At 64.3% G+C, this 18,696-nt stretch carries 18 protein-coding genes; 9 read left to right on the forward strand and 9 right to left on the reverse strand.

Going from position 1 to position 18,696, the window contains the following annotated elements:
• The first annotated feature begins 106 nt into the window (after positions 1–106).
• The 7 genes from IVA82_RS29475 to IVA82_RS29505 all read left to right on the forward strand — a co-directional run bounded on the left by IVA82_RS29475 (position 107) and on the right by IVA82_RS29505 (position 8,417).
• Complete coding sequence (locus tag IVA82_RS29475; RefSeq protein ID WP_247382939.1) at positions 107–1,768, forward strand: bifunctional metallophosphatase/5'-nucleotidase; 1,662 nt, start codon at positions 107–109, stop codon at positions 1,766–1,768.
• A 134-nt stretch (positions 1,769–1,902) separates the two neighbouring features.
• Entirely contained in the window at positions 1,903–2,832 is a 930-nt protein-coding gene (locus IVA82_RS29480) for a histone deacetylase family protein (RefSeq protein ID WP_148741661.1), read from the forward strand.
• Positions 2,833–2,906: 74 nt separating this feature from the next.
• A complete protein-coding gene (locus tag IVA82_RS29485) occupies positions 2,907–3,158 on the forward strand; it encodes an exodeoxyribonuclease VII small subunit (RefSeq protein WP_008132970.1) in 252 nt (83 codons plus the stop codon).
• 589 nt (positions 3,159–3,747) lie between these two features.
• Positions 3,748–5,676, forward strand: a complete 1,929-nt coding sequence (gene dxs, locus IVA82_RS29490; protein WP_247382941.1) for a 1-deoxy-D-xylulose-5-phosphate synthase — start codon at positions 3,748–3,750, stop codon at positions 5,674–5,676.
• Between the two features lie 190 nt (positions 5,677–5,866).
• Positions 5,867–6,421 (forward strand): nucleoside 2-deoxyribosyltransferase, encoded by a 555-nt coding sequence (locus IVA82_RS29495; RefSeq protein ID WP_247382942.1) that lies wholly within the window; start codon positions 5,867–5,869, stop codon positions 6,419–6,421.
• Between the two features lie 21 nt (positions 6,422–6,442).
• Positions 6,443–7,177, forward strand: coding sequence for a TlyA family RNA methyltransferase (locus IVA82_RS29500; protein WP_247382944.1), 735 nt, complete (start codon positions 6,443–6,445; stop codon positions 7,175–7,177).
• Complete coding sequence (locus IVA82_RS29505) at positions 7,170–8,417, forward strand: methyltransferase (protein ID WP_247382946.1); 1,248 nt, start codon at positions 7,170–7,172, stop codon at positions 8,415–8,417. Before IVA82_RS29500 ends, IVA82_RS29505 begins: the two co-directional genes overlap by 8 nt.
• Positions 8,418–8,458: 41 nt before the next feature.
• Here IVA82_RS29505 and IVA82_RS29510 read toward each other — a convergent pair whose 3' ends face one another.
• The 5 genes from IVA82_RS29510 to IVA82_RS29530 are packed head-to-tail and all read right to left on the reverse strand — an operon-like array spanning position 8,459 to position 13,395.
• Positions 8,459–9,310: an ABC transporter permease gene (locus IVA82_RS29510; protein ID WP_247382947.1), complete on the reverse strand. Its 852-nt coding sequence runs from the start codon at positions 9,308–9,310 to the stop codon at positions 8,459–8,461.
• A 2-nt stretch (positions 9,311–9,312) separates the two neighbouring features.
• Positions 9,313–10,161, reverse strand: a complete 849-nt coding sequence (locus IVA82_RS29515) for an ABC transporter ATP-binding protein (protein WP_247382949.1) — start codon at positions 10,159–10,161, stop codon at positions 9,313–9,315.
• Positions 10,158–11,204, reverse strand: a complete 1,047-nt coding sequence (locus IVA82_RS29520) for an ABC transporter substrate-binding protein (protein ID WP_247382951.1) — start codon at positions 11,202–11,204, stop codon at positions 10,158–10,160. Before IVA82_RS29520 ends, IVA82_RS29515 begins: the two co-directional genes overlap by 4 nt.
• A 38-nt stretch (positions 11,205–11,242) precedes the next feature.
• Positions 11,243–12,463, reverse strand: coding sequence for a CaiB/BaiF CoA-transferase family protein (locus IVA82_RS29525; protein WP_247382952.1), 1,221 nt, complete (start codon positions 12,461–12,463; stop codon positions 11,243–11,245).
• Positions 12,460–13,395, reverse strand: coding sequence for a hydroxymethylglutaryl-CoA lyase (locus tag IVA82_RS29530; RefSeq protein WP_247382953.1), 936 nt, complete (start codon positions 13,393–13,395; stop codon positions 12,460–12,462). The genes IVA82_RS29525 and IVA82_RS29530 overlap by 4 nt, the downstream gene beginning before the upstream one ends.
• A 193-nt stretch (positions 13,396–13,588) precedes the next feature.
• Here IVA82_RS29530 and IVA82_RS29535 point away from each other — a divergent pair, with 193 nt between their 5' ends.
• A complete protein-coding gene (locus IVA82_RS29535; RefSeq protein WP_247382954.1) occupies positions 13,589–14,395 on the forward strand; it encodes a GntR family transcriptional regulator in 807 nt (268 codons plus the stop codon).
• Between the two features lie 48 nt (positions 14,396–14,443).
• On the opposite strand, the gene IVA82_RS29540 is transcribed toward IVA82_RS29535, so the two are convergent.
• Both IVA82_RS29540 and IVA82_RS29545 read right to left on the reverse strand, forming a co-directional pair.
• Positions 14,444–15,037 (reverse strand): hypothetical protein, encoded by a 594-nt coding sequence (locus tag IVA82_RS29540; RefSeq protein ID WP_247382955.1) that lies wholly within the window; start codon positions 15,035–15,037, stop codon positions 14,444–14,446.
• A gap of 122 nt (positions 15,038–15,159) precedes the next feature.
• Complete coding sequence (locus IVA82_RS29545) at positions 15,160–15,612, reverse strand: GNAT family N-acetyltransferase (RefSeq protein ID WP_247382956.1); 453 nt, start codon at positions 15,610–15,612, stop codon at positions 15,160–15,162.
• 219 nt (positions 15,613–15,831) lie between these two features.
• Here IVA82_RS29545 and IVA82_RS29550 point away from each other — a divergent pair, with 219 nt between their 5' ends.
• On the forward strand, positions 15,832–16,725 hold the full coding sequence (locus IVA82_RS29550; RefSeq protein ID WP_247382957.1) for a nucleotidyltransferase domain-containing protein: 894 nt from the start codon (positions 15,832–15,834) through the stop codon (positions 16,723–16,725).
• Here IVA82_RS29550 and IVA82_RS29555 read toward each other — a convergent pair.
• Both IVA82_RS29555 and IVA82_RS29560 read right to left on the reverse strand, forming a co-directional pair.
• The gene (locus IVA82_RS29555) at positions 16,681–17,244 is read right to left on the reverse strand and encodes a hypothetical protein (protein WP_247383052.1); all 564 of its coding nucleotides are present in this window, start codon (positions 17,242–17,244) and stop codon (positions 16,681–16,683) included. The genes IVA82_RS29550 and IVA82_RS29555 overlap by 45 nt on opposite strands.
• A gap of 212 nt (positions 17,245–17,456) precedes the next feature.
• Positions 17,457–18,335, reverse strand: a complete 879-nt coding sequence (locus tag IVA82_RS29560; protein ID WP_247382958.1) for a DUF1194 domain-containing protein — start codon at positions 18,333–18,335, stop codon at positions 17,457–17,459.
• Positions 18,336–18,696 lie beyond the last annotated feature (361 nt).

Below are 18,696 nucleotides of genomic sequence, written 5' to 3' on the forward strand. Positions count from 1 at the left end.
GCCGCCGAAGGCGGCCACCTTCTCCCACAAGGGGAAAGGAGGAAGCGCGGCACATTCACGACAATGCTTCGTGAAATCTTCGCGCGGAGCGTCTAATCTTGGTTCCATGCGACATCTTCTCCGCCTGACCATTTTCGCCCTCGCCCTCGCCGCTGCCCTGCCCGCTGCGGCCCAAACCGCAGCCCCCGTCGAGCTGCGCATCCTCGCGATCAACGATTTCCACGGCAATTTGCAGCCGCCGCCCGGCGGCATCCGCATCGGTGATCCTGAGGACAAAGCCAGGAAGGTGATGGTGGCGGCCGGCGGGGCCGAGTACATGGCGACACTGGTCAGGCAATTGCGCGAGGGGCGCCGGAACACGATCTTCGTTGCCGCCGGCGACCTGATCGGGGCAAGCCCGTTCTTGTCGGCGATGTTTCACGACGAGCCCTCGATCGAGTCGCTCTCGATGATGGGGCTTGCGATCAGCTCGGTCGGCAATCACGAGTTCGACGAGGGCAAGGCCGAGCTGCTGCGGATGCAGAACGGCGGCTGCCATCCGGTCGACGGCTGCCAGGGGCCGCATCCCTTCACGGGCGCGAAATTCCACTATCTCGCAGCCTCCACCGTCGAGACCGCGACCGGCAGAAGCGTGCTGCCGCCCTACGAGATCAGGGAGTTCGACGGCATCCCCGTCGCCTTCATCGGACTGACCTTGAAAGGCACAGCCGGCATCGTCTCGCCCGCCGGCATTACCGGTCTCGAATTCCGCGACGAGGCCGAGACGGTGAACGCGCTCGTGCCGCAACTGAAGGCACGCGGCGTGGAAGCCATCGTGGTGCTGATCCATGAAGGCGGCGAGCCGGCCGGCGACTACAATGACTGCCCCGGCATCTCCGGGCCGATCGTCGAGATCGTCAAAAAGTTCGACCGCGCCGTCGACGTCGTCGTCAGCGGCCACACCCATCGCGCTTATGTCTGCAACATCGACGGGCGGCTCGTCACCAGCGGCGACAAATACGGCACGCTGGTCACCGCGGTCGACCTCAAGCTCGATCCGGCGACGCGCGACGTCGTCAGCGCCAGGGCCGAGAACGTCATCGTCGCCAACGCCTCGCTGCCGAAGGATCCCGAGCAGACCGCGCTGATCGAGGCCTATGACAAGCTCGCCGCCCCGATCGCCAGTCGTCCGGCCGGGTCGGTGACGCGGACGCTGTCGCGCGTGCCGAACGAGGCCGGCGAAAGCGCGCTCGGCGACGTCATTGCGGACGCGCAGCTCGCGGCAACGAAGGACGCCAAGGATGGCGGCGCTGTCATCGCGCTCACCAATCCCGGCGGCATCCGCACCGACATCGTTCCGAAGGAGAATGGCGCTATATCCTTCGGCGATGTCTTCGCGAGCCAGCCGTTCCGCAACCGCCTCGTCACCATGACGCTCACAGGGAGCCAGCTCAAGGACATGCTGGAGCAGCAATGGCTCGATCCGAAGCGGCCACGGATCCTCCAGGTCTCGAACGGGTTCAGCTACACCTGGGATGCGTCAAAACCGCTCGGCGAGCGCGTCGCTGCCGAGACGATGACGCTCAACGGCAGGCCGATCGAGCGGTCCACCGGCTACCGCGTCACCCTCAACGATTACCTCGCCGTCGGTGGCGACAGCTTTACGGTCGCCAAACAGGGCAACTCGCCGCAATATGGCGGTTACGATGCGGACGCGCTGTTTGCCTTCTTCAGGGCGCACGGACCGATCGGCCCGCTGCCGCCCACCCGCATTCTTCGCGTGAATTGATCTGGCGCAAACGGGCCGGAACGGGACCGCCATTTGCCATTTAACGCCAAGCGCATAGATTGGGTCTTGCATTGCGTTTTGGCGCCGGATGCGCCAAGCGACATCAAGAGCCCGCATCCCATGAGCCCGACCTGATGAGCACGCTTCTCCTCTCCCACAAGGCCTGCCTCGACCACGTCACGCCGCCGGGGCACCCGGAAAGGCCCGACCGCCTGCGCGCGGTCGAGGAGGCGCTGTCGCATGAGCGCTTTCAGTTCCTGGTGCGCGACCAAGCGCCGGAGGGCGACCTCGACCTCGTCACGCTCTGCCACAACGAGCATTACGTCACCGAGTTGCGCCACATCGCGCCGACCAGCGGCCAGGTCTATGTCGACGGCGACACCTCGATGTCCCCAGGCACCTGGGAGGCGGTAATGCGCGGCGTTGGCGGCGCGGTCGCCGCGACCGAAGCGGTGATGGCCGGCGAGCACCGCAACGCCTTTGTCGCGGTGCGCCCGCCCGGACATCACGCCGAGATCGGCAAGCCGATGGGCTTCTGCTTCTTCGACAACGTCGCGATCGCGGCGCGCCATGCGCAACGCAAATATGGCATCAAGCGCGTGGCCATCGTCGATTTCGACGTGCATCACGGCAACGGCACGCAGGACATCTTCTGGTCGGATCCGACCGTGATGTACTGCTCGACCCACCAGATGCCGCTGTTTCCGGGCACGGGCGCGCGGGACGAGCGCGGCGACCACGAGACCATTGTCAACGCGCCACTCGCCTCCGAAGACGGCGGCCCCGAATTCCGTATCGCATTCGAGAACCTGATCCTGCCGCAACTGACGAAGTTCAGTCCCGAGCTTCTCATCATCTCCGCGGGCTTCGATGCGCATTACCGCGATCCGCTGGCCTCGCTGAATTTGCGTGCCGAGGATTACACCTGGGTCACGCGCAAGCTGATGGACCTCGCCGACAAGAGCGCAGAGGGCCGAATTGTTTCGGTGCTTGAGGGCGGCTATGATCTGCAAGGATTGAAAGAATCTGTTACGGCGCATGTCGGCGCCCTGATGGGCGCCTGAAAACACCCGCCACATTACGCCCGCAAAACCCTGCTCTTCTGCAGGGGAAGCGAATCGGGCAATCGGAAACGGATATGGCCGAAAATACTCAAGTCGACGTCTCCAGGCTCACCTTCGAACGTGCCATCGAGGAGCTCGAGACGATCGTGAAGCGGCTGGAGGACGGCAAGGTGCCGCTCGAGGAATCCGTGACGATCTACGAGCGTGGCGAGGCCCTGAAGCGCCGCTGCGAGGAGCTGTTGCGCCAGGCCGAGGCGCGGGTCGACAAGATTACTACCGATGCCAGCGGCCAGGCCACCGGCACCGCGCCGCTCGACGTGCAGTAAAGGCCCGTTTGTCAGTGCCGCCCATCTCGGGCGGTAACCGCCCCGCAATTTTTGATGATCATGGGGTTCCGCTCGCGGAAGATCCGCGACGCACGATCTGCTTGGTCGCGATTCGCGTCCCAAGAGGCTCCCAGCTGGTTGAATCCGCCCCCAAACGGCCTCGCGCTCGCCTAAAAGCCTGCCGAGGAACCGGGCAGGATTGGAACCTCCGCTCCCGCGCCAGGATTAACTAAACTGGCCTGCGGATTGCACCTGCATGGCCGTAGTCGGTCCCGCGGGTTGGCTTTGGCCCAAGGTTTGGTGTAAAGCTGCGCGGAGTGTGGCTTTTTGTAAGCCTTGCGTGGGCATCGATTGCCAACAGCAAGTAACTCAAATCGCTAATGAAATTGGCTGGGATGGACGAAGCCGATCTAAGTGACAGGGATCACAGAGACTGAACCGGAGCGCACTTAAGCTCACCTAAGCTTGAAGAAGGGGCTCTGCCCCATGCAGGTGGCTCCGACGGTTTAAGGACTCGCGCTGCGCCGATATTGTGCAAACCCATCGTGCCCCGGAATGACCTTCCGGCGCTGACAAATTGGAAATCGCCGTGAACGCATACAGTAAAACGCCGCTTCTCGACACCATCCGAACGCCGGACGACCTACGCAAGCTCAAGATCGAGCAGGTTCGCCAGGTCGCCGACGAGCTGCGGCAGGAGACGATCGATGCCGTCTCGGTGACCGGCGGTCACTTCGGGGCGGGCCTCGGCGTTGTCGAGCTCACCACCGCGATCCATTACGTCTTCGACACGCCGCGCGACCGGCTGATCTGGGACGTCGGCCACCAGGCCTATCCGCACAAGATCCTCACCGGCCGGCGCGACCGCATCCGCACGCTGCGCACCGGCGGCGGCCTGTCCGGTTTCACCAAGCGCAGCGAGAGCGATTACGATCCGTTCGGCGCCGCGCATTCCTCGACCTCGATCTCCGCCGGCCTCGGCATGGCCGTGGCGCGCGACCTCTCCGGCGGCAAGAACAACGTCATCGCGGTGATCGGCGACGGCGCCATGTCGGCCGGCATGGCTTATGAGGCGATGAACAATGCGGGTGCGATGAACTCGCGCCTGATCGTCATCCTCAACGACAACGACATGTCGATTGCGCCGCCGGTCGGCGCCATGAGCGCCTATCTGTCGCGGCTCTACTCCGGCAAGACCTATCGCACGCTGCGCGAGGCGGCCAAGCAGATCAACAAGCGGCTGCCCAAGATCCTCGCCAACCGCGCCAACCGCGTCGAGGAATATTCCCGCGGGTTCATGATGGACGGCGGTACGCTGTTCGAGGAGCTCGGCTTCTATTACGTCGGCCCGATCGACGGCCACAACCTCGACCATCTGCTGCCGGTGTTGAAGAACGTCCGCGACATGGAGACCGGCCCGATCCTGGTCCACGTCGTGACGCAGAAGGGCAAGGGCTACGGTCCGGCGGAAGCCTCCGCCGACAAATATCATGCGGTCGTCAAGTTCGACGTCGCGACCGGCACCCAGGCCAAGGCCAAGCCGAACGCGCCGGCCTATCAGAACGTGTTCGGCCAGAGCCTCGTCAAGGAAGCCGAGAAGGACGACAAGATCGTCGCGATCACTGCGGCAATGCCGTCCGGCACCGGCGTCGACATCTTCAACAAGGCCTTCCCGGACCGCACTTTCGACGTCGGCATTGCCGAGCAGCACGCGGTGACCTTTGCCGCCGGTCTTGCCAGCGAAGGCTACAAGCCGTTCTGCGCGATCTACTCGACCTTCCTGCAGCGCGGCTACGACCAGATCGTGCATGACGTCGCGATCCAGAACCTGCCGGTCCGCTTCGCTATCGACCGCGCCGGCCTCGTCGGCGCCGACGGCGCGACGCATGCCGGCTCGTTCGACAACGCCTATCTCGGTTGCCTGCCGAACATGGTGATCATGGCTGCAAGCGACGAAGCCGAGCTCGTGCACATGGTCGCAACCCAGGTCGCGATCAACGACCGTCCGAGTTCGCTGCGTTATCCCCGCGGCGAAGGCCGCGGCATCGAGATGCCGGACGTCGGCATTCCCCTCGAAATCGGCAAGGGCCGCGTGGTCCGCGAGGGCAGCAAGATCGCCCTGCTCTCCTTCGGCACCCGTCTGGTCGAATGCGAGAAGGCGGCCGACGAGCTCGCAGCCCACGGCCTCTCCACCACGATCGCCGATGCGCGCTTCATGAAGCCGCTCGACACCGAGCTGGTGCTCAAGCTCGCCCGCGACCACGAGATCCTGATCACGATCGAGGAAGGCGCGGTCGGTGGTTTCGGCTCGCATGTCGCGCAGTTCCTGACCGACCAGGGCATGCTCGACAGCGGCCTGTTGCGCTTCCGCACCATGGTGCTGCCCGACGTGTTCCAGGACCACGACACCCCAGCCGCGATGTACGCCCGCGCCGGTCTCGATGCCAAGGGCATCGTCGCCAAGGTGTTCGAGGCGCTCGGCAAGGACGTCAAGGCCGAGACGGTCAAGCTGGCCTGATTATCGGCCAGACGCTGCCCGCACCTCTCCCATAGGGAGAGGTCGGATTGCGAAGCAATCCGGGTGAGGGGTAGAGGTCCCACGTGAGAGCGTAACCCCTCACCCGCGCCTTCGGCGGACCTCTCCCAATGGGAGAGGTTTTACACTTCCGATGCCGCAACAACTCCACGCCTCCTCGACCGGTGGTCCCATGAAAATCTATCTGGCAGGCCCTGACGTGTTCCTGCCGGATGCGGTCGAGATCGGTCGCCAAAAGGCGGCGATCTGCGCTCGCTTCGGGCTCGTCGGCCTCTATCCCCTCGACAACGCCATCGACCTCGCCGCCGCCGATGCCTCGCGGCGGATCTTTACCGGCAACGAGGCGATGATGGATCAGGCCGACGCCGTCATCGCCAACCTCACCCCGTTCCGCGGCGCCGGGGCCGATCCCGGCACCGTCTATGAGCTCGGCTACATGGCCGGCCGCGGCAAGTTTTGTCTGGCCTATTCCAACGACGGCGCCGTCTACGCCGACCGCGTCCGGCGCTTGATGGACGTTACATCCGAGAACGGGCGGCTGGTCGATGCGCAGGGGCTGACCGTCGAGGACTTTGGCCTCCCCGACAATCTCATGATGATCCATGCGCTGGAGCTGCATGGCTGCCCGCTGGTGACGCCGGCGGCGATGCCTATCGACGTCTGGCATGACCTTGCCGCGTTCGAGACTTGCGTCCGGATGGCGGCCGCGCGAGCGATCACTACATAACAGTCGTCTCCGGAGAGCGTGATGTCCCCTCCCCGCAAGCGCGCGGATGTTCTGCTGGTCGAGCGCGGCCTGTTCGAAAGCCGGGCGCGGGCGCGCGCGGCGATCGAGGCCGGGCTCGTCACCGCGAACGACAAGCCGGTTTCCAAACCGTCGGAGACGGTCGCAGAAGATGCAGTGATCCAGGCGGAGCCGGCGCATCCCTATGTCTCCCGCGGCGGCGTCAAGCTTGCCGGCGCGCTGGAGCGCTATCCGATCGAGATCGAGGACCATGTCTGCCTCGACGTCGGTGCATCCACCGGAGGGTTCACCGAAGTGCTGCTCGCCAACGGCGCGAGCCTCGTCTTCGCAGTCGACGTCGGCACCGCGCAATTGCATCCCTCGCTGCGCGGGCATCCAAAGATCATTTCGATGGAGGAGACGGATATCCGCAGCTACGAAGGCAAGCGGCTGCCGGCGCGGCCCGACGTCGTCGTCATCGATGTCAGCTTCATCTCGCTGAAGACGGTGCTGCCCGTGGCGCTCTCGCTTGCCGCGGCGCCCATGAGCCTGCTGGCGCTGATCAAGCCGCAATTCGAGGCAGACCGAAAGCACAACAAGAAGGGCATCATCCGCGACGCCGCCGTGCATCGGGAGATCTGCGACGATATCGCGGCCTTTGCCGCATCGCTCGGCTGCACCGATATCGAGGTGTTCCCTTCCTCGATTGCGGGCGGCGACGGCAACATCGAATTCTTCCTGGGCGCGCGCCGTGGTTGAGCGCGTGAAGATCGATCATGTCGGCCATCGCGGCGATGGCGTCTGCCTCGATGAAAGCGAAGCCATCTATGTGCCCTATGCGCTCGGCGGCGAGACCGTCGAGGTCGACCATGTCGCGGGCAACCATCCCGACCGCCGCAAGCTGCTTGCGGTCGATGTTGCAAGCCTGGAGCGCATCGAACCGTTCTGCCCGCATTTCGGTGTCTGCGGCGGCTGCGCGATCCAGCACTGGGCAGCCGGGCCGTACCAAGCCTGGAAGCGCAACATCGTGGTCGAGACGCTGGCGCAGGCCGGCCTCGACTGCGAGGTGGCGCCGCTGGTCGATGCCCATGGTGCGGGGCGCAGACGCATCACACTGCATGGCCGGTTCGGCACGCATGACATCCTCAAGGTGGGTTTTTCCGCCGCAAGCTCGCATGACGTCATCCCGATCCATCGCTGCCCCATTCTCGATCCCGCGCTTGATGGCGCACTCGATGCCGCGTGGGCGCTCTCAGAGCCGCTGACGTCGAGGATGCCGGTGACAAAGCCGCTCGACATCCAGGTCACCGCCACCGCCAACGGCCTCGACGTCGACGTGCGCGGCTCCGGCCCGCTGCCGACGGCGATAGTCACGGCGCTGTCGCGCGTCGCCGAGCAGCACCGCCTGGCGCGGCTGACGCGTCACGGCGAGCTGGTGCTGCAACGCCTGCCGCCGACCCTGCAGATGGGCCGTGCCGAGGTGTCGCTGCCGCCGGGCTCGTTCCTGCAAGCAACCGTCGCAGGCGAAGAGACGCTGGCCGCGCTCGTTGCGGAACGCATCGGCAAGTCCAAGGAGGTTCTCGACCTCTTCTGCGGCGTCGGCCCGTTCGCGCTTCGGCTTGCCGAGAAAGCCCGCGTCGCGGCCTATGACAACGATACCGGCGCCATCGCCGCACTGGCAAAAGCGGCACGCGCGCCCGGCCTGAAGCCGATCAAGGCCGAGCCGCGCGATCTGTTCCGCCGCCCGCTGGTGCCTCAGGAGCTGCGCGAGTTCGATGCCGTCGTGCTCGACCCGCCGCGCCAGGGCGCGCAGGCGCAGGCGCTGAAGCTCGCCGCGAGCAAGGTGCCTGTCATCATCGCGGTGTCCTGCAATGTCGCGACGTTTGCCCGCGATGCACGGCTGCTGATCGATGGCGGCTACAGGATCGAGACCGTGGTGCCGGTGGACCAATTCCGGCACACGCCGCATGTGGAGCTGGTGGCAAGGTTCAGCCGCTGACGCGGTACCCGGCCGCCCAGCCTTCGATTCCTTCCGGACTGCTATGCCGACCCCTCGAATTGCGGCTGCCATCGCAGCAGGTAGGACTGCAGCGAACGCACGGCGATCGCCAGTAAAATCCCGACGAACATCATGACGAAGATGGCGACCATCATCTCGCTGGCATTGGCGCGCGCCTCGGCCTCGATGATGAGCTTGCCGAGCCCGCGTTCGGCGCCGATGAACTCGCCGACGATGACACCGATCAGCGCGAAAGACACAGCCGGCAACAGCGAGGCGAACACCCAGGCCAGTGCGGAAGGCATCACGACGGTGCGCAGCACGGTGAATTCGCTGGCGCCCAGCAGACGGGCGGCGGCGATCTGGTCGCGGTCGACCGCACGTGTTCCCTCGAAGGTGTTGAAGAATACCACGAAGAAAACGACGAGCCAGGCGGTGGCGATCTTGGAGAGATCGCCGAGGCCGAAGATCAGGATGACGAGCGGCACCAGCGCGATGCGCGGTATCGAGTTGAGCGCCACGACGTAGGGCCCGAACACGCGGGCAAGGAAGTCCGAACGGCCGAGGAGCAGGCCAGCCGCGATTCCGCTCGCTGACCCGAAAAGAAAGCCCCACCAGGTGTTCTTCAGCGTGACGAGCGTGGCGACCCACAAATTGTTGTCGTTGCCGTTGATGCAGGCGGCAAAGCCGGCGGAATCGGCAAAGCAGCCAAGCCGCAAGAAGCTCTGCCAGATCAACGATGGCTTGGCGATGAAATACGGATCCAGGATTTGCGGAACATAGGCCTTCGGCAACAGCGCCCTGCTCCATTCAAACCCCCACTGCCAGACGACGAGAACCAATACGAGAATGGCCAGTTGCCAGAACAGGACGGCGGTACGGCTGTTGGACATGGTTAGTCGGCCCTGGTGCGGCGGAATTCTTCGCCGAGGGAATGCCAGATGTGAGAGTAGAGGCGGCCGAATTCGGCGGTCTCGCGCACGGCCACGGGATCGCGCGGCCGCGGGATGGCGACGTCGAAGTCTTCCTTGAGCCTGCCGGGCCGCGCCGAGAGCAGGATGATGCGGCTCGCCAGCGTCAAAGCCTCGCCGAGATCGTGGGTTACGAACAGCACCGTCTGCCGCTCGCGTTCCCATATCTCCAGCAGCGTCTTGTGCATTTCGAGCTTGGTGTGGGTGTCGAGCGCGCCGAACGGCTCGTCCATCAGCAGGATCTCGGGCTCCAGGATCAGCGTGCGCATCAAGGCGACGCGCTGGCGCATGCCGCCGGACAGCATGCGGGGAAAGCTCCGCGCAAAACCTGAGAGCCCGGCCTTCTCGACCGCCGAAGCGACGCGCCCGGCGCGCTCGGTCTTTGGTAGCCTCGCAATCTCCAGCCCGTAGCCGATGTTCTGCTCGACGGTTCGCCAGGGAAACAGCGTGTCGCGCTGGAAGACGTAGCCGACCCTGGGGTTGACCTTGCCGGTCTCAACCGTGTCCTCATCGATCAGGATGTGTCCGCCCGAGCGCGGCAATAGCCCCGCGACCATGTTGAGGATTGTGCTCTTGCCGCAGCCGGATGGACCGAGCAGCGCGACGAATTCGCCCTGCTTCACCTCGAAGGAAACGTCATCGACCGCCACGAACTCACGGCCGGACGCGTTAAAGCGCTTGGTGAGACCTTGCACCGCAATTCGGGTGCGCGGCGCGGCTCGTTTATCCTCGTCTCGCGCGAGCGCGAAGCCGGGACCTGGCGCGACGATCATTTGTATTTTGCCCTGGCCGCCTGGAGGAAGCTCATGTCGACGACGTCCTCGTATTTCGTCTCGGGAATATCTGTTCCCTTGCGGTGCCAGGGCTTGGCGCCGCGTTCGAACGAAGACTTGTCGATGACACCGTCATAGGCCCACGTCGACTTGTCGAAGCCGAGCTCGGCGCTGACCGCATCAGGGTCGATACCCGAGAAATATTTCGGCGTGACCAATGCCTGCACGTCGGCGAGCGGCGTCGCCTTCACGAAAGCCATCGCGCGGTGGATCGCGTTCACGTAGGCCTGCACCATCGCCTTGTCCTGCTCGATCGTGTCATGGAGCGTGTAGATCACGAGCACGGGCAGCGTCCCGCCGAAATCCTTCTCGAATACGCCGGGCTTGGAGGTGTCGTAGATCGTCCTGCCAAAGCCCTTCTTCTCGATCTCGACGATCCAGCTTGGCGGCGCCATGATGCCGTCGAACTGCTTGGTCTGCAGCGACGGAAACATCGTGTTGGGCCCGCCGCCAGCGACCCAGTTCACCCTGTCGCCGAGCCCGCGCGTTTCGAACACATAGGTGCCGAACACCCAGGTGCCCGACCCGATCGCGGTGGCCGCGACGATCGGCTTGGCGCCGTCAGGCCGCTTGTACTCGGCGAGCTTCTCGACCGAATTGACACCGCTGTCGTAGAGGTCCTGCCGGACCATGATGTTGGCGTAGGAGCACACCATCTCGGTCGCAAGCAGGATCTTGCAGGGCTTGCCGCGCGCACTGAGCTGGAGTGGATGGCTGGCATCGCCGTGCGCGAACTGTGCTTGTCCTGCCGCCAGTGTCTGGCGACCGAATGTTCCGGCGTTACCGGTGACGAGCTTTGAGTCGAGACCTTCGTCCCTGAAGTACCCCTTCAGCTCAGCGATCATGCCGATGGCGTAGACCGGCGAAACCGGCCCGAAGGCGAGCGATACCTGCTCGGTCTCGGCGCAGAGCTGCCTGGGCAGCATCGATGCGCCGGCCAATGTGGAGCCCGCGATCAGCGCCTGGCGCCTGGTGATGTTCATGTGCTCCTCCCCTCGTTCTTGTTTGATTGATGCGTTGGTCAGGACGGCGTAGGCGCAATCCGGATCGTTCCTGCTCTTCGCAGAGTTTCGATTTCGTTCGACGAAACGCCGATCTCACTCAGGATCTCGCGCGTTTGCTCGCCAATCTGCGGCGGATCGTAGCGGTTGGGCAGACGTCGGCCGTCCATGGAGATCGGCAACAGCGGCGTTTTCGCCTCGCCGCCATCAGGCAGGTGAATCTTGGTCAATCCGCCCGACTGGTTCAGATGCGGGTCATCGAAGAGATCGCCGGGCTTGTTCACCGGCGCGTAAGGCAGATCGAGCTGCTCAAGGCGCGCGGCGAGATCGGCCTTGTCCCATTGCTTGAATATCTTCGCGATTTCGGGGATCAGCCAGCCGCGATGGTCGACGCGATCGTTGCTCGTCGCAAAGCGCGGATCGGCAAGCCAGGATTCGCGATCGAAGGCGCGGCAGAAGGCCTCCCACTGCTCTTCACCGACGATGGTGACGAACAGCTTCGAGCCGTCCCTGGTGTCGAAGAGATCATAGACCGGCCACGGGCTGTCCTTGATCGAATAGGGAATCGAGGGCTGGCCGCTGACTGCCTCGCACATCATGGCCTGCGCCATCAGGAACACGTTGTTCTCGTAGAGTGCACTCTGGATGTAGCGGCCACGGCCGGTGCGCTGCCTCTCGGCGAGCGCAGCCTGGATCGCGATCACGCCGAACATGCCGCCCATGACGTCGTTAACCGAGGCACCGGCGCGCATCGGCCGGTCGGGCAAGCCGGTCATGTAGGCGAGACCGCCCATCATCTGCACGACCTCGTCGAGCGCGAGACGATTCTCGTAAGGGCCGGGCAAATAGCCTTTGAGCGAGCAGTAGATCAGGCGTGGCGCAAAAGCGGCCACCGACTCGGAGTCGAGGCCGATCCGCTTCAGCAGGCCGGGCCGGAAATTCTCGATCAGGACGTCGCTGTTCTCAATCAGCCTCCGCGCGACGTTCTGGCCCTCCGCGGTCGACGTGTCCAACGCGATACTGCGCTTATTCCGGCTGTAGGTGGCGAAGAAGCCGGCAGCGGGCCCCTTGAAATAGCGGGTGCGGTCGCCCTTGGGCGGCTCGACCTTGATGACATCGGCGCCGAGATCGGCGAGGATCAAGCCGCAGCTCGGCCCCATCACCATCTGGCTGAACTCGATGACACGAAGGCCGGCCAGCGGACGCAACTCCGATGCCGCCTCGGACGTAGCTGCCGTCATGCCGCCCTCCGCAGCACCTTGGGAATGCCGGCCTCGTGAAGATGCCCGGTCAGATGTCTTGCCGGGATATGGCGGGCGAGAATCTCGCGCGTTTGCATCAGGCGATCCAGGTCAATGCCGGTGGATAGTCCCATCCGTTCCAGCATGAACACGAGGTCCTCGGTGACGATGTTGCCGCGGGCGCCAGGAGCGAAGGGGCAGCCGCCAAGTCCTGATACCGCGGCGTCGAAACGGTGGATCCCGGCTTCGAGGCCGGCGACGGCGTTGGCAAGGCCAGCACCGAGCGTGTCGTGCAGATGCAGCCGCAGCGTCATTTGCGATCCGACTTCGTGCCTGACAGCTTCGACGATCTGCCTGATCAGTTTCGGGGTGGCATAGCCGACGGTGTCGGCGAGCCCGATCTCGTCGGCACCGGCCTGGGCAAAGGCGCGCGCAACCCGGCACACGGCCGCTTCGCTCACCTCGCCTTCCAGCGAGCAGCCGAAGGAGGTGGAGATCGCTCCCATCAAGTGCGGTCGTTGGTCCGCCGGACAGGCGTCGATCGCGGCGCGGACCGCGCGAAATCCCTCGAGCTGCTCTTCAATCGAGCGGCGCACATTGGCGCGGTTGTGAGTCTCGCTGGCGGAGATGACGAAGTACATGGCGTTGACACCGGCGGCGATGGCGCGCTCCGCGCCCTTCACGTTCGGCACAAGTGCACCGATTGTCGCCGTCTTGTGCGCGAGTGCGTACGCCATCACCGCATCGACATCGGCGAATTGCGGCACGACTTTCGGCGGCACGAAGGACCCTGCGTCGATCTCGCGCACGCCGGCGGCGGCGATCATATCAACCAGCGCGCATTTGGCTTCGGTGGGAACGAACACGTCCAGATTTTGCAGGCCATCACGGGGGCCGACCTCGCAAATCAGGACATCCGGCGCATGCGTCATCTGGCTCTCCCTGGCATGATTGTATATTATTGCCTTAAAGAACAATCCGTGGAACAGTCTGTCAAGCTCAAAATCTGCGTGCACTGCAATGACTGCCTCCGACAGTTCCCGACAGCCCGCCTCACGTAGAGGCGGTTCCGAGCGCGCTGAGCACCTCGCCGGCCTGATCATGGCGCTTGCCCGACGCGAAGGTATGAAAGCTGGCGATCGGTTGATCGAACAAAGGCTTGCCGATGCGCTCGATCTTTCACGCGCGCCCATCCGGCTCGGCCTCAGGGCTCTGGAAGCGGCAGGACTCGCGCGCGGCGAGCCGCATCGCGGGTTCGTGCTGGCCAAGAACCCGACCAGCGGCGCAGCCCAGCCAGCCCTCGCAGCAGTCCGGCGCCGCGAACAGGTTTATGCGACCATCGCAGGCGACGTGCTCGCAAGCCGGCTACCGGCTGACGTCACCGAGGCGGAGCTGATGCGCCGCTATGGCCTCAGCCGGGCCGAGCTGCAGCGGCTGCTTGACCGGATCGCTGCCGAGGGCTGGGTCGCGCGCCTGCCGGGTTATGGCTGGCGCTTCGCAGAGACGGTCTCAAGCCCCGAAGCTCATGCCAAGGCTATGGCGTTTCGCGCGGTGATCGAGCCGGCGGCGATCGCGCAGCCCGGCTTTGCGCTGCCGCAGGAGGTGATTGCACGCTTGCGCGAGCGTCAACAGCGCGTGTTCGAGGGCGAGCTCGAGAAGATGACGATCGGCGAGGTCTTTCATTCCGGTTGCGAATTCCATGAGGAGATCATCCGCGGCGCCGGCAATCCCTTCTTTCTTGAGTCGCTGAGGCGCGTGAATTCGATCAGACGCCTGTTCGCCTATCGCAGCTTCGCCGACCGCGACGGCATGCGGCGGCACGTGCGCGAGCATTTACGCCTACTCGAGGTTCTGGAAACGCGGCGTTATGCCGAAGCGGCGGAGCTGATGGCGAAGCACCTGCGACGCCCGCTGGTGGCGGGCTTCTCGTAGGCCAACGCGGCCGCGGTCAAGCGGGCGGCGAAATTGACGCGTGAACGCTCAACGACGCAAGCCGCTCAACGCCGGCGACTCGCCGGGCAGCATCGACGAGTTGATATCGCTGTCCATGCGCCCCGATTGCTGCTGGGTGTAACCGACCCCGAACGACAGGCTGAGGTTGGGGGTCGGCTTGAATTCGACACCCGCAAACCCACCATAGCCGGGTGTGGTGCTGGAGGTGAGCGGCGCAAGCGAGTTGCCGATGCCGTTGCGGTATTTCAGCGTGTCGAAACCGGCAAAGAACGTGACGGGTATGCCGCCCGCCGTCTTGGTGTTGTAGCCGAACTGCGTGCTGTCATAAGAGAGCGCGCCGAAATTTCCAGATGTGCTAATGCCACTCAAGCCAAGGTGACCGCGCTCGCCTCCGACGAAGAATCCGCTCGGAACATCGCTGCGTTCGGCTGCATCGCCGGCATTGAAGCCTGGAAAGTTACCGTAAGCATCGGAACTCTGGCCTGCACTGCCACTGAGGCCAAAAGGCCCGCCCGGTATCCAATATCTCAGGGGCGCAACTTGCGCCTGAAGCGGTGCTCCGCCCAGGCAAAGCACCGCGAAGAGAGTTGCGAGACCACGTGGAACTGCGAGGTTGGACATTCAGACTACCGTCGAAAAGTTCGTGAATTATACCCTCCGCAGATCGCAAATGCCAGCGAGTGACGCGCGACTAGCTGTGGCAGTGCCCTTCAATCTGATCCGAAGGCCAAGGCCTGACCTCCTCACGCCGGCCGCACGGGCCTGTGCGCGACGTAGCCGACCCGCAGGCCCGGCACGAAGCCGCAGTCCTCGTAGAAACGATGCACGCGGGCGTCCTTGCGGCCGCTCTGCATCAGGACGTGATGGCAGTCCTTGCGCCAGGCCTCAGTTAGCGCCGCCGCGATCACGGCGCGTCCGTGGCCGCGTCCCTGATAGTCGGGGTGGGTCACGACATTCTCGACAAAGCCGTGGCACCGGCCGGCGCGCAACAGGTTCGGCGCAGTGATCAGCATGCAGCTGGCGACGATGCGGCTCTCCTCCGCCGAGACGAATACGGCGAGATCGTCGCGGGACATTGTCTGCCGCCAGATGTCCTCGGCTCGCTCCACCGGTGCGGCGGCGCTGACCTGCGATGCGCGAAACAGCTCGAGCGGCGCGGAGAGATCGGACTCTTCGGCTAGCCTTGCGGTCGGCATTCGTCACTCTCCTGACTTCGAGCCGGTCACTTCCGGCCGACGGAGTCGGCTCGAGGCATCCGTTCCCATCCCGAAGGTAAGCTGATTCCCGCCGCGATCGCCCGCGGCAAAGTTCTTCGATGTCTTCCGCGCAAGCTGCCACACGGCCATGCCGATCCCGCAGCCGCGCCCGGCGCTGACATCCTTGCACGGGTCGCGCGCCGACGTAAGCTGGCGTCCATGCCGCACGATCCGCTGCTCACGCGCCTGACGTCCGCGCTCGCCGAACTGCCAGGTGTCGCGGCCATCGTGCTCGGCGGCTCGCGTGCGCGGGGAAGCGGGCACGCCGCGTCGGACCACGATATCGGCCTCTATTTCAGGGCGGCGGTTCCGCTGGATACCGCACGGTTGCTCACCGCCGTAAAGGAAATCGCCGATGATCCCGCCGCCGCGACAGTAACGAAGATCGGCGAATGGGGACCGTGGATCGTCGGAGGCGCCTGGCTGTCGGTCGGCGGACAGAAGGTCGATCTGCTCTATCGCGACGCCGAGGCGGTCGAAGCCGTAATGGAAACCTGCCGGGCCGGCATCGTCAGCATCGATTACCAGCCCGGCCATCCACACGGCTTCTGTTCGGCGATCTGGATGGGAGAGGTCGCTCATTGCCGGCCACTGCACGATCCGCAAGCGCTGATCGCCCGGCTGAAATCGATCGCTCTGCCTTATCCGAGGCCACTGCGCGAGGCGTTGATCCGGCGCTTCCAGTGGGAAATCCTGTTCGGCATCGAGAATGCCGAGCTTGCCATCGCGCGCGGCGAACAGACCCATATCGCTGGATGCGCCTACCGGTCGCTCGCCTGCGTCGCGCAGGTCGTGTTCGCTCTCAACGAACGCTATCTCATCAACGAAAAGGGCGCGCTCTTGGAAGCGGCGCGGCTGCCACTGACGATTCCGCGTCTGGCCGAGCAGGCAACGGAGATCTGGCGGCTGATCGGCGGTGGTGCTTTCGCGCCCGCCTGCGACGTCTTGCGTCAGATCGACCGGCAATTGAAGGCCCTAACGCAGTCCGGCGAGAAGCAGCCTGAGCGGCTACGCCGTCCTGTCCACCGAAGACGACGTATCGGACGGCGGTAATTTCGTCACCGGTACCTGGAAAGATTTGCTGCCGACCTGGAAGATGACCTTGCCGTTCTTTCCGTCGTCCGTCGAGATCTGCGTTTGTCCGAACATGACCACGTTCTTGTAGACGATGCCGGTGCCCTGCCGGGTGATGCCGTCGATGGTGGTCGTGACCAGCGCCTCGTTGCCAGTGATGGAGACCACCCGGAAGCTCGCGCTCTTGTTGTTGTCGGCCGAATAGCCACCCCAGCTTCCGATGAGGCGGCTCTCGGAGGCTGGCGGCGCCTGTTTTTCAAGTGATGCGCTCGCCTGACCGCCGCCGGCGGAGAACACGAGCGCCGCATTCTTGCCGTTCTTGGTCCCGATCGTGACCGAACCGAAGCTGATGGTTGCACCGTCGACCTTGCCAAAACCACGCTCGGTGTGCCCGTTATGGGTGTATTCCACCTGCGCGCGGGCGCCGCGGATGTTCACGACCTTGAAGCCGACGGCCTGATTGTTTCCCGCCCAATTACCCTTCCATTCACCGAGCAGGTTGCTCTAGTGATAGACCCGCTCGTTGGCAGGAGAAATCTGGCCGGTGCTCTGCGTGACGATGGCCATTGGATTGCTCGGCGGACCCGTCTGACAAACCCGCCTCCGTCTGCGCGCCGGCCAGCCATGTCAGGTCATTGACGGAAACAACTGGATTAGGGCCACTCACCGATTAACGAACGGTTAAATTCAACCGCCTCGGGGCTAGCGTCTCACCGCCCCCAGCGGTCCGACCAGATCTTCTCGCCGATCAAGCAGCTGACGCGCGGCTCCTTGTCCGCAACCCGCATCACGGGACGCTCCGGCTTGAGGCCTGCGACCTCCATCAGGAGTTTGGTGCGGATCGCTTCCTTGAACTTGTCGCGGTCCTTGATGGTGATGACGAAGGAGCCGGGGCCGCCGATGACGCAGTCCTCATAGTAATAGTCGAGATTGTCGATATCCATGGTCGAGTAGGACGGCTCCTTGACCATGATCGGCAGGCCGTTGATGACGATGCCCTTCTCGATCGCGGCGTCGCGCGCCACCGTGACCGGGCTGCCATTGTTGTTGGGACCGTCCCCGGAAATGTCGATTACGCGGCGGATCCCGCGATAGGGATCCTCGTCGAATAGCGGCATCGCGAAGCTGATCGCGCCGGAGATCGAGGTGCGCGAGGCGCGGCGGATCGGCGTCTTCATGATTTCGGCGGCGACGGCGTCCGCGGTCTCCGGTCCGTCGACCAGCCGCCAGGGAATGATGATCTTCTGGTCGGTCGAGGCGGCCCACTCGAAATAGGTCACCGCGATCCGGCCGTTGGGCCCCATCTTCAACGCCTGCAGGAATTCCTTCGACTGGAGCGCCTGCGCATAGCCTTCGCGCTGGATCGCCAGTTCGTCCATGTCCATCGAGTAGGAGACGTCGACCGCAAGGATCAGCTCGACATCGACGGTCTGCCCGTCCTTGTCGGCCGCTTGCTGCTGCGGCTGGCTTTTAGGCGCTTCGAATTTAGGCCGCTCAGATTTAGGTCCAGGTGCCGCGATGCCCGCGACGTCCCCTCCGGCAAATACGCCGGCCACCAGCACAGCCCCGATCGAGAACAGCAAGCGCATCGCAGTCTCCCGTCGTATGACGCGATGGTGACATGCAATCGCCTTGCCGCAAAGTGCGAAGATCGCTTATGCTTCACATTCGAGTTAGGAATTTACGAGTTAGGATTTGCACGCTTGCGCGAAGATGCCGCCGTTTCGCCATCTCGATGCCGCTGGAGCGTACGGAACACACCGAACGTCATTGCCGGGCTTGCCATCTTCGCTAAAGCTTCGCTGGCCCAGCATCGAAAGCCCGGCGAAGCCTTGGCGGCGCCAGGACCCGGAAATCCATCTCCGCAAGAGCGCTTTCGTTCTGGACGGATGCGTGGGTCAAACCCGCGCATGATATGCGCGGCATCCTCCCACCCTATTGTCCGTCGCG

Source organism: Bradyrhizobium sp. 142 (assembly GCF_023074015.1).
GTDB lineage: Bacteria > Pseudomonadota > Alphaproteobacteria > Rhizobiales > Xanthobacteraceae > Bradyrhizobium.

Excerpts from the sequence above, each read along its gene's own strand:
- IVA82_RS29475 (WP_247382939.1), top strand. The coding sequence starts at position 107 with ATGCGACATCTTCTCCGCCTGACCATTTTCGCCCTCGCCCTCGCCGCT.
- IVA82_RS29480 (WP_148741661.1), top strand. The coding sequence starts at position 1,903 with ATGAGCACGCTTCTCCTCTCCCACAAGGCCTGCCTCGACCACGTCACG.
- IVA82_RS29485 (WP_008132970.1), top strand. The coding sequence starts at position 2,907 with ATGGCCGAAAATACTCAAGTCGACGTCTCCAGGCTCACCTTCGAACGT.
- IVA82_RS29495 (WP_247382942.1), top strand. The coding sequence starts at position 5,867 with ATGAAAATCTATCTGGCAGGCCCTGACGTGTTCCTGCCGGATGCGGTC.
- IVA82_RS29500 (WP_247382944.1), top strand. The coding sequence starts at position 6,443 with ATGTCCCCTCCCCGCAAGCGCGCGGATGTTCTGCTGGTCGAGCGCGGC.
- IVA82_RS29510 (WP_247382947.1), bottom strand. The coding sequence starts at position 9,310 with ATGTCCAACAGCCGTACCGCCGTCCTGTTCTGGCAACTGGCCATTCTC.
- IVA82_RS29515 (WP_247382949.1), bottom strand. The coding sequence starts at position 10,161 with ATGATCGTCGCGCCAGGTCCCGGCTTCGCGCTCGCGCGAGACGAGGAT.
- IVA82_RS29520 (WP_247382951.1), bottom strand. The coding sequence starts at position 11,204 with ATGAACATCACCAGGCGCCAGGCGCTGATCGCGGGCTCCACATTGGCC.
- IVA82_RS29525 (WP_247382952.1), bottom strand. The coding sequence starts at position 12,463 with ATGACGGCAGCTACGTCCGAGGCGGCATCGGAGTTGCGTCCGCTGGCC.
- IVA82_RS29530 (WP_247382953.1), bottom strand. The coding sequence starts at position 13,395 with ATGACGCATGCGCCGGATGTCCTGATTTGCGAGGTCGGCCCCCGTGAT.
- IVA82_RS29535 (WP_247382954.1), top strand. The coding sequence starts at position 13,589 with ATGAAAGCTGGCGATCGGTTGATCGAACAAAGGCTTGCCGATGCGCTC.
- IVA82_RS29540 (WP_247382955.1), bottom strand. The coding sequence starts at position 15,037 with ATGTCCAACCTCGCAGTTCCACGTGGTCTCGCAACTCTCTTCGCGGTG.
- IVA82_RS29545 (WP_247382956.1), bottom strand. The coding sequence starts at position 15,612 with ATGCCGACCGCAAGGCTAGCCGAAGAGTCCGATCTCTCCGCGCCGCTC.
- IVA82_RS29550 (WP_247382957.1), top strand. The coding sequence starts at position 15,832 with ATGCCGCACGATCCGCTGCTCACGCGCCTGACGTCCGCGCTCGCCGAA.
- IVA82_RS29560 (WP_247382958.1), bottom strand. The coding sequence starts at position 18,335 with ATGCGCTTGCTGTTCTCGATCGGGGCTGTGCTGGTGGCCGGCGTATTT.